This window comes from Petrachloros mirabilis (genome assembly GCF_975968855.1).
In genome coordinates this window covers 1-12,948 of the sequence record NZ_CDLUDY010000168.1, presented here as the reverse complement: position 1 = coordinate 12,948, position 12,948 = coordinate 1, and the positions used below count along the sequence as shown (strand labels likewise).

The window sequence follows — 12,948 nt, the reverse complement described above, 5'->3', positions numbered from 1 at the left end:
GGCAGGCCCGATGGTTATCTTCGTCCACATGGCTTCGGTCTGGGTGCCCTTCACCAGCGAATCCAAGGAAGCCATCGCCGATTATGATGAGATTCAGAAAGAGATTACTCTTGCGCTACGGGAGTGTGGGCGACGGTTGGGGTTGTTCGTACGCCGGCGGGAACGTGCTGCGAGCGAGTTTCGGCGGCGCAATATCTTTGACCTCTATATTGAGGAGGTCGTCGAGGCGTGCAATCGCATGAAGGGGGGGAAGCTTCCGAAGGAGAAGCTTAAAGCGCAGCTCCACAAAATCGCCAGTACACGGACTGGTGGCATGAAAACCGATGAAGCTTTGGGGAAAACAGGATCCGGGCCAGAGGGTTTGCCCCATTCAATCATTGTCACAGCTGAAGGTGTTGAAGGGGAAGTGGAGGTGGCTTCCCAAGTTGAGGCAAACCAGGCGAAAATTATGAATGCGGACTTGCTTGGTGATGGGAAACCTTCCGAGCAGTCCACGACAAACAAGACGGGCAAGCCCAGCACGAACGCGGGCGTATCAGCCAAAATTGAAAAGGGCAAATCGGCTCAGATGGGTCTATTTGAGCTGAAGGAGAAGTCCGGCAAGGCGCATTTAAAACGACCGGCAAAATCGTCGGGGCGGCGAGCTAAGAAATAGGAATACCAATGGCCACAAAAGCTAAAAAGACCACCGCTGTTGAGAAAAAACTTCTCGGCTTGGCCGATGTCGTGATCGCCGCGGCAGATCGGTCGAAAGATCCCACGATCGCTATCCCGATGCGTGCCCTGTCAAACGTCTCATTTAATGAACGCAAGGGCATGATCGAGATGGGCAACAAGAAACAGGCCCGATCATTTTTCAACGTTGGCATGGCCAAGAAATTCATGCAAACGATCCTTGTAGCCGATGCTCTCTCGGAATTGCAGCGGGCAGATCTGACGACGTCACTGCGCGAAATCTACTACCGCACGAAGCACACGATCAAAGATTCGCACGAAAACACTTTTGACACACAGGATGAGTCCGATCCAGTGATCGAAGATCTCGAGGTGTCGCTGGCCGCCTTGCGCGAAGAATTGCATGTCCGGGCGGAGAACAGCGGCAGCATCGTGGGACCGGTCGTGTTCGGTGACGACGGTGATCGTGTGGATTGCTCGAAGCTCGGGAAGGGCGGATATTCGGTTCCTTCAGTCGTAGAGCCGGAGTATTTGGAAATCCGTCGGTGTACTGCCGATTTTCTCCTCCTCGTTGAAAAAGGGACCCAGTGGAACCGGTTGTCTGAGGACAAGTTCTGGCGTCGCTACAATTGCGTATTGCTTACGGGAAACGGACAGCCGCCGAGGGGGGTTCGCCGCCTGGCGCGCAGACTTCACGAGGAGCAGAAACTGCCGGTCTATGTCCTGGTCGACAATGACCCTTGGGGCTATTATATCTACTCGGTTGTGAAGCAGGGTTCGATCAATCTCGCATTCGAAAGTCAGCGGATGGCTATTCCAAAGGCAAAATTCATCGGTCTTTCCAGTGCCGATCCTGAACAATACGAATTGCCTCGAAACGTCGGTATCAAGTTGAACGAGAAGGATATCGCCCGGGCAAAAGAATTGATGAATTATCAGTGGTTTCAGAAGCCAGCTTGGCAGGCAGAAATAAAGCGGATGCTTGCCAGCGGCCTAAAGTACGAACTGGATGCCTTGGCGAACAAGGACTTTCAGTATCTGACGAAGAAGTATCTCCCGAGGAAGCTCAAAGAGAAGGACTGGCTGGATTGAGCTTGCTTGTCCAAGCTCGCACACCGCTGACCCGTTTCATGTCTGCAGCGTTTAGCGCACACGTCCTCCAAACTCCGTCCCCAGAAATCCTGCCGCATGAAGAGGCGTCCTCCCCCCCAGATGAATCGGCCAGGATCCCCTTCCGGCTCATATTTGATCCGAGGGAATCCCAGAGCGATAATGTATCTGCATCTTCTCCTTTTGCGGTTTCCTAGGAGGAAAAACGCGACCACATGACTGCTCCAGTCCCGTCGGATCAACAGGCATGGATTCTCATCGTTGATGACGATGTAGATATCGCCCTTGCCCTGAGCGATCTGTTTATGCACATCGGCTACAAAGTCGTCGTGTCGCACACCGGTGCTGATGCGCTTTCACAAGCCAAAGGCCAAAAGTTTGACGCCATACTACTGGATGTAATGCTGCCCGATACGGACGGCATTGCCCTGCTCGGAACTCTTCACGCGATGGATTCGACCATCCCAGTCATCATGGTTTCTGCGTTTGCCGACGTAGCCAAAAAACACGCATCGTTGTCCGCCGAAGCGTTTGCCTACGTGACAAAGCCGTACGATCTGGAGGAACTGAAGGCCTTGTTGCGCAGAGCGGTAGGAGTGAAACATCTTTCTACCGAGGCTACCACGGCAAAACAAGCGCTCACTGCCAGCGAGACACGATTTCGGGAAGTGGTGGAAACCGCTCCGGACGCTATTATTCTTGCTGATGGAAACGGACATATCATCTCTTGGAATGCCGCCGCGGCAAATATGTTCGGATATTCTAGAGATGAAATTCTTGGGCAGCCCCTGACCAGGGTCATGCTAGAAAAATATCACGAGGATCACCTGCGCGGGATCGAACGTGTGCGTCTGACCGGCGATATGCGGCATAAAGGATTGCTGCTGAACGTGCATGGCCTCAGAAAAAATCATCAGGAATTCCCCATTGAAATGTCACTCAGTAGTTGGACGGCTGACGACGAACGCTTCTATTGCGGAATTCTTCGTGATGTCACCGCGCGCGAAATTGCTGCGACCCATCTGCGTCACCATCAAATAGAACAGCAGGCACTGTTAGATCTTATTCCGGGCATGGTGTGGTACAAAGACACCAATAACCAAATTCTCCGAGCGAATCGACTGGCCGCTCAGTCTCTGAATAAAACAGTGGCGGAAATCGAAGGTCAATCCACCTATGACCTGTATCCGGAAGAGGCCGAAAAGTATTACCGGGATGACCTCGAGGTCATCCAATCTGGTCGTCCGAAGCTCGGTATTATCGAACGCTACCAGATGGGTGATGGCGAGAAGCGATGGGTGCGGACGGACAAGGTTCCTTATCGGGACACTGACGGCACCGTGCTCGGCATTTTAGTGTTTGCTCAGGATATTACGGCACTCAAACGCATGGAAGAGGATCTGCGTGTGGGTGAGGAATGGCTACGCAGCATTATAGAGTTTTTACCTGACGGGGTCTTGATGGTAAATGAAGAGGGGAAGATAGTTCTCTTGAATCAAGCCTTGGCGGTCCTGTTCGGCTATGATCAGCGGGAACTGCTAGGTTGTTCGGTCGACATGCTGGTTCCTGAGCGATTCCGAAAGCAGCACCCCGAACGTCGTCGTGCTTTCTTCGCTCAGCCGACTTCCCGTAGCATGGGAAAAGATCGCGACTTGATGGGGCTACGCAAAGATGGCACGGAGTTTCCCGTCGAGATCAAGCTGAACCCTCTTGTTACGTCAGACGGGCTTCGTGTCACAGCGTCGGTCATCCACGTAACAACCCGCACTACATAGTTGCCCAGCCCGATCCAGGCTCTTCTCCATTTTGGCGCGTTGGTTGCGTCAACGGAATGTGCACGAGGAAACAGCTTCCCACGCCAGGCGTGCTTTCAACCGAAATACGTCCTCCGTGCGATTGCACAAGACTTTTCGAGATATAGAGGCCCAACTGCGCCCCTCTTGCTGTAGGGATGGCAGAACGAACACCTGAAAACTGCTCGAAGACATGGGGAAGATCGTGTCGCTGGATGCCGCATCCAGTGTCGGCGACGGTCAACACGATGCCTCCGTCCGATGCGCGCCGACAGGCGATCGTGACGGTGCCCCCTTCCGGCGTAAACTTAATGGCATTGCCAACCAGATTCCATAAGACCTGCTCGAGCTTGTCGGGATCTGCCTGAAGAGAAGGCAGGTTTGTCTCGATCTCTGTGCGTAAATCAATTTGTTTCGCCTCGGCTACCGTACGGACACTTTCACTGACGGCGCGCACGAGGTCTCCTGGATGAACGGATTTGACCTGAAGAGGGTGGGCTCCCATTTCCAGTCTTGACCAGTCCAGGAGTTGGGTAATCAACCGAGTCAGGCGCTCCATGCTGGATTGCATTCTTCGCAGGTATTCGGATTGACGGTCATTCAGTGGCCCCGTGACCCCGCTGAGCATATTGTCGATGAATCCTTTAATTGCCGCCATGGGGGTCCGTAATTCATGTGATACCACTGATAGGAATTTTGTTCTCACTTCATCGCGTTCCACCAACCGCCGGTTCAGTGTTTGCAAGTCTTTCTGCGTTCGTTGAAGCCTCTCGTGATAGGTGCGTTGTTCGGTGATATCCTCATAAGCATTAATCAACAGCTCCTCCTGATCATGTTCGCTCAGGATCGCGGCCGTGCAACGCCCCCAAAAGAGTGTCCCGTCCTTTTTCTTGTATTGGGCCTCGAAGACATGGCGGCCGGCTCGAATTTCTTCAATGCGCCGTTGCCGATCAGCTGGATGGAGATAATGCGATGCTGCCGTGAGGCGCACAAATTCCTCCTTGGAGTCATAGCCCAGAATCTTCCATGCCGCTGTATTCGTGTCTATTACTCGCCCCTCGATCGTGCTGAGCGCGATTCCTATGGGAACCGTTTCGATGACATCGTGCCATCGTTTCTCGGATTCTTGGAGAACCTGTTCCACCCGCTTCCGGTCGCTGATATCCCTGATATAGGTCAGAAATTGAAGAAGCCGTCCGTCCACGTCGTAGACCCCTGAGCAGTTCAAATACACCCAGACAATGTCCTTATTCTTACGGATATACCGTTTCTCCAGTTCAAAGGATTTGATCTCGCCGCGGATGATGCGTTGGCACTGGCTCCAGTCAGCCTCCACATCATCCGGGTGAGTGACGCTCATAAACTTATCGGCGAGGAGTTCAGATTCCGAGTAGCCCAACAGTTCGCATAGCCTCGTAGGTACTTTAAGCCACCGGCCGTCGAGACCAACGTGTGTGACCATGACCAGCGAGAATTCCTCCGTCTTCGCTAATCGGTCTCGACTCTCCCGTAATGAAGCTTCAGCACTCCGTCGGACGACAATTTCAGATTCGAGTGCCTGATTGAGCGCGCGCAGTTCTGATGTTTTCTTCTCGACTGCTCTGGCCAGAAGTTCCGAGGTGTTTCGCTCGCGGGCTGCGGTGCTCTGACGATCAGAAACCAGCAACGCCGTGACCACAATCGCTGCAGAAGTGATGCCGCGATTCAGCAGGATGAACCAATGTAGAGGAGGTGGCCAGAGGAACAGGGGAGGAATGAATGTGAGTGCGACGCTGGCTGACCCGATCAAGAAAGGCATGCGGGGCCGTGGGGCGAAATATGAGAGTAGGATAATAAGAATGTAGATGATAGGGATATTGATGGATGGATCAGTCCAAAGGTCTAGACAAAACGTCGCAGCTTCAAGCACCCCCATGGCGGCAAAAACCACCCATGGATGCCGTTCCGCTTTAACAGCGATGATCATTGAGTCAGAGCTTTGTGTGTCTTGTGGCACTGCAGACCTGCTCTTTCTCGTGAATTGACAGTGGAGGCAGGAGGGGAATTTCTCTCAGTCCAGCCCTTGCCTCGCCGCTGGTTGCCGAGGGTAATTTGCCGAACTTTCCCAAGGAATGTCCAGTCATATTGTTTCGCGCTCGTCATGTTTGTCCGGACAGCTGTTGTGCTAGTCAGACTCCTGGGGAATTGTGCTACATTAGGCGCCCCATGCGCATTTTTATTATCGGAGTCGGTGCGACCGGTTCTATACTCGCAAAACTTCTCACTCGACAGGGTCATCGCGTCTCCTGCGGCGATCGTGATCCGGAGCGTGCCCTCCGCTTCCTCAGAACAGAAACCCGTATTCCCGTGTATAAGGTCAATGCGCGCAATGTCAGTCACGTCGCTAAAGTTGCGCACGGCGCTCAGTTGATTATTAATGCCTGCCCTGCTGTCTTCAATAAGATCATTCTCCGTGCGGCACTACGCCTCCGCGCTGACTACCTTGATACTGCCTCGCATCTGGCCGGCAGTCCGTTTCATGCGGAGCAGCTTCGCTTCGACAAGCGTTTCCGGGGAAAAGGGCGTGCGGCGATCATCACTGCAGGGCTAGCACCAGGATTGACCAACCTGCTCATCGCAGCTTCTGCTGACCTATTGGACGACGTGAAGGAGGTTCGAGTCCGTCTTTACGAATCTACCGACAGTGTGGGGCCTGTTTCCCAATGGTCGGCAGAAGTATCATTCGACGAAGCCGTGTCCAGACCGGTCCAATACTTGGACGGGCGGTTTCGACTCGGTCGACGGTTCGGAGAGCCAGAACGTTTCAAGTTCCCGAAACCAATCGGGCTGGTATCAGTCGTCCTGGCAGCCCAGGACGAGGTTGTGACGGTCCCTCACATCATTCCGCTGAAGGCAATGGATGTCAAAATCGGGGGATCAGATATGAACCGACTACGCCGATGGTACCGCCAGGGAAAGATCCGGAAATCTCGAGGTCTTGTCGCCTCACTTTTCCCGAGAACTCCGACGCCGGCTTTGGTAGACCGGATGATCCATGGAGGGCTTCTCCACAATGCACGCTTCGAAGCGGCGATTGTTACGATTGGAGTGCGACGTGGACATCCTGTAATGGTTCGATGGGATGCTTCAGTTCCAAGTCTTTATACGCTTCACCGCCAAGGGCATCTTCGGGCACCTATCGCATGGGCGACAGCTCAAATGATGGCCTTGTTTGTGAAATATTTTCCGAGGGACTTGGTAGGCGTTCATCCGCCCGAAGACCTGCCGATTGAGGTTCGCCGTGCAATCCTGCGAGATGCCCGTGCGCGAGGACTGAAAATCGCCAAGCGGATCACGAATTGTCCCCCTCAAGCAGGCTAAGCCAAGCTCGTGCCTCCTGTGCGCCTTGCGAGTCCTTTTCCTCGGATGCTAGGATGTAAGGGAGCTGAAGGTTGAGGTTGGTTTTTTAGAACCTTTTGTTGTTTTTCCAGGCTCACCCGCCCTTCAGCACTTAGCGGGGTCGCTATGCCGAACATCACATTACTCGTTTCACCCAGTTGCGGAGCCTGCCCGTCTGCCAAAAGTCTTTGGAAGCAATTGCGGGTAAAGTATAGTTTTTCATATCGCGAGATCGACATCACGACTCCGGACGGCCAGGAACTTGCCAACCGTCATTCTGTTCGCGCTGTCCCGGCTACTATTATCGATGGTCGTCTCACGTTTATAGGCGTTCCGAGCCGAGAGAGCGCCGAAAAGGCCTTGCAACTTAAAATGAGACAGAGAGAAGGGTAGCCATGGACGAAGACGATATCGAGCTGCCGATCCTTCCCAGAATCGACAAAGGCCCTCCACCGGATTGTCCCATCTGCGGTGACCCTATGTCCTTTATTGATGGAGACTGGGCCTGCGTGGATTGCAATGGGGAACTCCTGGGGCCTGAAACGGGATAGTCACGTTTCTCATTCGGTGTCATGTGTGAAACGTAAACACTCCCCATGCGCATAATGATTCTTCACGGGCACTTCATGGTTCACGCTTCATAAAGTCCGCACTAGATGCTTCGCATCGTCACCGGAGCCTTTCATCCAGCCCTTGATCATGCCCTCGTCGAGGACATTCGTTCCGTAAAAGCCGGCGACCCTTTCGCTCCGCTGGCCGTCATCGTCCCATCCGCCTCGCTAGCCGATCGTTTGAAACGGTTCCTGGCCATTGAATCAGAGCTCCCCCTGCTCAATGTTTATGTACTGACGTTTCATCAGTTCGCGTTACGGCTTCGAGATGATCTCGTGCGGAGTGGCGAACGGATCTCCCATATGGAACTTGTCGATGACTTCTATTTCGAGCAACTCCTTCGACAAGTCGTGAAACGAGAGCTTCCAGGATTGGAGATGCTCTCCCAACTTCCGCCGTCCGCTGGAACCTGGAAAGGGCTTTGGGCGACCGTGCGCGATCTGAAGGATGCCGGTGTTCATCCGGAGACCGCACTAAAGGCTGTGGCAGAAGGTCTATTCGAGGAGGATGATCGTGCCTGGCTCCGTTCGTTGTTTACCCTCTATGCCACCATGCTCGAAGGAAGCCGATCACTTGGGGTCGGCTCAGCGGATGATCTCGTCGCTTCGCTTGGCCGAGACCTCTCACGATCGCACTTCCTAACGCAGTTTAGGCGCGTTTATTATTTCGGCTTTTACGATCTTTTACAGGTGCAACTTTCGTTCTTCGAGTCAGTTGTTCGATGCACACCGGTGACGCTCTACTTCCCTCTGGGGCTGAGCCAGTCCTACACATTTTCACGTCGGTTCTTCGAGCAATATCTGTTGCCGCTGGCCGAAAGGCATGATGACCGGAGCGATGCGTCTGCCGCCGGCTCTTTGTTCGATCGGGTCGAACTTACCGTCAGCAATGTTATCGGCGCGGAGGAGGAACTCGCCACTGTCTGTCGCGAAATTCTGACGTTGGTTGAAGTCCATGGTTATCGGTTTGACGAAATTGGAGTGGTAGCGCGGTCGTTCGAACCATACCGCGCCAGGCTTCAATCGGTGTTTGATAGACATCTCGTGCCATTTACCTCCACGGCGGGAAAGCCGCTGTCGCGCGAGCCGCTTGTAAAAACGTTATTGCGATTGGCTTCGCTCCCGCTGAATAACTTCGAGCGGTCGGCTGTCTTAGACGTTCTCACCTCTCCGTACTATCGCACCCTGGAGGTTAACGGGATAGCATGCGAACTCCGATCAGATGTCTGGCGAATGGCAGTCTCGACATTGGGTATTACCAAAGGCGATGCAGAATGGTCTCGATTGTCTGCTTCCACAGTAACGTCGATTCTTCGTGAAGCTTCGGGAGAAGACGAAGGCTTGCGGTCTTGCCTTGTGGATTCCAGGCAGGTAGCACTTCTAAGTTCACTGGTGACGCGGCTTATCACCCACTGCGCGCGTCTGCCGGAAAAGGGCCCGATCAGCCTGCTTACCGAAGCTTTTTGTGAATTGGTGGAAACTCATTGTGCAATCCCGGGCTGGACGGAACCGGAATCCCCAGAAGCTCAAGGACAGATCACTCCTGTTCTTGTTGGCTCGCTGGTGAAAGATACACTCGATCATTTGTCGGAGCTAGATCCGGTCGGGATGGAACTCACATGGCTAGAGTGGACGGAACTCTTCCAGCTGGCGTTGGAGGATACGACCCTTCCCATCGAAGGCGATCCTCACCAGGGCGTCCACGTGCTCGATGCGATGGAGGCTCGCGGGCTGCGTTTTCGTGCGCTTTTCTTAATGGGTGTCAACGAACAAATATTCCCGAGATTCATCAGAGAGGATCCGTTTTTACGCGACCGGCATCGTGTCGTCCTGGCATCCACGCTGGGGTTCCTGATCGAGGAGAAGCTGGCAGGCCACGAAGAGGAAAAACTCTTGTTCGAGTTGCTAAGCCATGCCGCGACCAAACGGCTGTACCTTTCCTACCAGCGGGCGGACGAAGAAGGACGCGTAATGGCCCCCTCTGCCTTCGTGTCAACGGCACAAGAGGATCCATATTTTATTGCCGCGCCAGAACGGTTGATGCCCCGTCGATTGACGGAGCGAGTCGCATTGCAGCCGGCGATTCAGGATGTTCTTCCGGCACAAGATCTTGTCTTGACCCTGTTGTTCCGTGAGCAGGATGCGAGCCCAGTCTTCGTTCATCGAGGACAGGATCACTCTCTTTTCGATCACGCTCAGTCGGTTCAAAAATACATGGAAAGGGACTCGCAGGAACTGGGGCCCTTCGATGGGATCCTGGGTTCGCACCCCGCGGCTCTTCCAGCTCTCGATCAGGTCGGTATCTCGGCAACTGCACTTGAACGGTATGCCACGTGCCCTTTTCAGTACTTCGGGGAACAAATTCTTCGTCTCGAATCGGTTAGGACGATAGGGGAGGATCACCTTCCGGCCTCGACACTTGGCACGCTCATCCACGACACGTTGCGTCTAAGTTATAAACGGTTGACAGCTTTACAGTGGCCGGAGGTGACGCTTGATCCCTCGACCGCGCAAAACGTGATTACAGATTCAGTTGCAAAGGTGTTCACCGATCATGCAATCACTAGCGGAACGGGGCATGCATTGCTTTGGACAATGGCTCAGGAGCAAATCATCGATTTGGTCGGTAGCCTTGTGGCTGCCGATGAAGAGGATTACCAGACGACCGGATATCAACCACGGGCTTTTGAGACGGAAGCGCGAGGGCTGGTGCCATTGGGATCCAACGCCAAAGGTCTTAAAGTGCACGGCACGCTGGACCGGATTGACGTCCGGCTGAACCCGATTGGTCTCCGCGTTGTCGATTACAAATTCAAGCAAGGGCGCGAAATGGAGTCCACGGATCGCAATTTACTTCTTGGGGCCATCAGGGGAATTAGGCTTCAGCCTCCGGTCTACGCCTCCATGGATATTCCGTCGATGCCTCCACCGAGTGAAGTGCAATTTATTTACCTTGCGCCGCGGTGGAAGCCGCCGATCGTACGCTCAATCTTCGAACGCTCACAATTGCGGGGAAACAACGGGAAGGCAATCACACAGACAGTCCGCATTCTCATGCAAGGAATCGAAGGGGGGGAATTCTTCATCTTGCCGGATGGGTATTGCGACCATTGTGCCTATTCCGCAGCGTGCCGTCGCCACGACCAGACAGTCTGGTGGCGCTCGTATCGTTCTCCGCAAGCAAGGGTTTTGCGTCGATTGCGAAAATTAAAGGTGGCTGATGAGTGAGGGAATTTCTTTCTCTGATTCCCATGATCGACTGCTGGCCGAAACCACTTGGGATCGCAATGTAGTCGTAGTGGCGGGTGCTGGGACGGGAAAGACAACGATATTGGTCAATCGGATTCTCAACCTTTTGATGAGGGAACCCGAGCCGTTGGCCATGACCGAGATTGTGGCTCTTACCTTCACAAACAAGGCTGCAACTGAGATGAAGCAGCGGCTAAGGCGTGAGCTGATCAAGCTTCGAGATTTGACTGACGATCCGCTATCGATGCTTTTTCGAACCAGATACCAGTTGTCGTCAGAGAAGGTCCGCGATCGAGCAGGAACGGCACTCGCACAGCTCGAAAAGGCGCAGATTGGGACCTTGCACAGTTTTGCTGCGCACCTGTTAAGGCTTCACCCTCTTGAATCAGGAATAGACCCCTCTTTTCAAGAGGATGATGGCGAACGATTCAAGGAATTGTTTAACTCAAGATGGGACACATGGTTAGCAGATGAGCTAGGCCAGACTGGATTGCATCATGAGCACTGGCGTCGAGTGTTGTCTGGAGCGAACCTGGAGGATGTGAGGACCCTGGCTCTTACATTAGCGGGGGAATCATGGGATCTGAAAGAGCTGACACGGCAATGTACGCCTACCGTCCTAGACAGCCCACTACGAGATTGGTTGAAGGCTGTACACGAGAAAGCCCTGCACCTCATAAACGTTCGCTCGGGGGCAAAACAACTTAAAGCGGAAAAGATGCTTTCCGCATCGGCTAACTGTCTCGCTTATGTGCTTGAACGAGGCCTGCAGGGCATTTCGCTGCTATCCCGAGACGACCGCACCCTACTGGAAAAGAAAATCGATAAACCCACAGCCGGTTGGGACGAACAGACGTTCGCGGAAGCCAAGTCTATTGTGTCTATCTCACAGCAACTCCTTGTGATAAATCCATCGTACTTTGAAGACCTAATAGGACTACTCCTTCCGTTTCTGCACAGTGTACGGCGGTCCTTTTTGACGTCCGGTTGGATTTCGTTCGATGGATTACTGACACGCGCTACGGCTTTGCTTCGTGATCATCCTTCCGTCAGAGCCCGAATCAAGCACAGTTATCACGCTATTCTCGTCGATGAATTTCAGGACACGGATCCTGTGCAATATGAAATTGTGATGTATCTCGCCGAAAAACTTGGCAGCTCGAAGGCATCATGGCAGGAACTCGAACTGCAGCCCGGAAAACTCTTCATCGTTGGCGATCCCAAGCAATCGATTTATGCGTTTCGGCGCGCTGATATCGAAGCGTTCGAACGAGTGGTAGAGAAGATCATCGGTGGCGGAGGGATCGCCTATTCGCTTGTGACGAATTTTCGCAGCGGCGGAGGAGTGCTTTCGGTAGTCAACGATTTCTTCGACCGGTTGTTTAAGGCCAAAGAACATATTCAGCCGGCGAACGAACGGCTGGAGCCACAACCTCAGAGGAAAGCAGAGATGTCGGCCGCCGGGGTGCAGCTTCGGTTGGTGACTGCAGGAGACGATGAAGAGGAATTTGATACGGCAAGCGCTACCCGTGCGGAGGCCGATCAGCTTGCGCGCTGGCTAAAAGAAGAATTGCTAACGGGCACAACAATCATTGATCGCGACTTGAAACCGGGGGCACTTCAGCCAGGTCACATAGCCCTGATCTTTAGAAAGCTGACCCAGGCCCAGGACTATCTCGATGCTCTACGCCGCTACGGCATCGCCTACCTGACTGACGGGGAAAAACATTTCTATCGGCGTCAAGAAATCATTGATCTGGTCAATCTGTTGCGGGTGCTTGACAATCCTTACGATCGCATTGCCGTAGTCGGTCTGCTCCGCTCGCCGCTCGGAGGCGTGTCTGATCGAGACATTCTTGTATTGCAACAACTGGATTCCCTGGACATTTTAAAACCAGAGGCGCTGGCACGCTGGCCCCATTCACATGCAGCCACTTTACAAACGTTGTATCAACGAATGGCCGAGTTGCATCGTCTCGCGCCGCACTGTCCGGTTCCGGATGTGCTCGACCTGATTTTCGAACGACTTCCGGTCCTCGAATTGGCCGCTACGTCGTTGCACGGCGAACAAGCAGTCGCCAATCTCTGGAAGGCCCGCGATATGGCCGAGGAACTTGCCGACCGTCCGCATC

Annotated in this window: 8 protein-coding genes; 7 read left to right on the top strand and 1 reads right to left on the bottom strand. The window is 53.6% G+C overall.

Annotated features, from left to right (window positions below):
* The 3 genes from ACWVCN_RS06925 to ACWVCN_RS06915 form a co-directional block, all read left to right on the top strand.
* A partial coding sequence (locus ACWVCN_RS06925; protein WP_455244829.1) for a hypothetical protein occupies positions 1-655 on the top strand: 655 nt, incomplete at its 5' end.
* Between the two features lie 8 nt (positions 656-663).
* On the top strand, positions 664-1,767 hold the full coding sequence (locus ACWVCN_RS06920; protein ID WP_455244828.1) for a DNA topoisomerase IV subunit A: 1,104 nt from the start codon (positions 664-666) through the stop codon (positions 1,765-1,767).
* A gap of 233 nt (positions 1,768-2,000) precedes the next feature.
* Positions 2,001-3,560: a PAS domain S-box protein gene (locus ACWVCN_RS06915; RefSeq protein ID WP_455244827.1), complete on the top strand. Its 1,560-nt coding sequence runs from the start codon at positions 2,001-2,003 to the stop codon at positions 3,558-3,560.
* Here ACWVCN_RS06915 and ACWVCN_RS06910 read toward each other — a convergent pair.
* On the bottom strand, positions 3,553-5,544 hold the full coding sequence (locus ACWVCN_RS06910; protein WP_455244826.1) for a PAS domain S-box protein: 1,992 nt from the start codon (positions 5,542-5,544) through the stop codon (positions 3,553-3,555). The genes ACWVCN_RS06915 and ACWVCN_RS06910 overlap by 8 nt on opposite strands.
* A gap of 239 nt (positions 5,545-5,783) precedes the next feature.
* Between ACWVCN_RS06910 and ACWVCN_RS06905 the strand changes: the two genes are divergently transcribed.
* The 4 genes from ACWVCN_RS06905 to ACWVCN_RS06890 form a co-directional block, all read left to right on the top strand.
* Positions 5,784-6,938 carry a saccharopine dehydrogenase family protein gene (locus ACWVCN_RS06905; RefSeq protein WP_455244825.1) on the top strand — a complete coding sequence of 385 codons (1,155 nt, stop codon included), beginning with the start codon at positions 5,784-5,786 and terminating at the stop codon, positions 6,936-6,938.
* A 144-nt stretch (positions 6,939-7,082) separates the two neighbouring features.
* Entirely contained in the window at positions 7,083-7,349 is a 267-nt protein-coding gene (locus ACWVCN_RS06900) for a glutaredoxin family protein (protein ID WP_455244824.1), read from the top strand.
* Between the two features lie 263 nt (positions 7,350-7,612).
* Complete coding sequence (locus ACWVCN_RS06895; RefSeq protein WP_455244823.1) at positions 7,613-10,795, top strand: PD-(D/E)XK nuclease family protein; 3,183 nt, start codon at positions 7,613-7,615, stop codon at positions 10,793-10,795.
* Positions 10,788-12,948: UvrD-helicase domain-containing protein (locus tag ACWVCN_RS06890; RefSeq protein WP_455244822.1), on the top strand; the 2,161-nt coding region annotated here is incomplete at its 3' end. The genes ACWVCN_RS06895 and ACWVCN_RS06890, both read left to right, overlap by 8 nt.

Coding starts and splice junctions, on each gene's coding strand:
- ACWVCN_RS06915 (WP_455244827.1), top strand. CDS start 2,001: ATGACTGCTCCAGTCCCGTCGGATCAACAGGCATGGATTCTCATCGTT.
- ACWVCN_RS06920 (WP_455244828.1), top strand. CDS start 664: ATGGCCACAAAAGCTAAAAAGACCACCGCTGTTGAGAAAAAACTTCTC.
- ACWVCN_RS06895 (WP_455244823.1), top strand. CDS start 7,613: ATGCTTCGCATCGTCACCGGAGCCTTTCATCCAGCCCTTGATCATGCC.
- ACWVCN_RS06910 (WP_455244826.1), bottom strand. CDS start 5,544: ATGATCATCGCTGTTAAAGCGGAACGGCATCCATGGGTGGTTTTTGCC.
- ACWVCN_RS06900 (WP_455244824.1), top strand. CDS start 7,083: ATGCCGAACATCACATTACTCGTTTCACCCAGTTGCGGAGCCTGCCCG.
- ACWVCN_RS06905 (WP_455244825.1), top strand. CDS start 5,784: ATGCGCATTTTTATTATCGGAGTCGGTGCGACCGGTTCTATACTCGCA.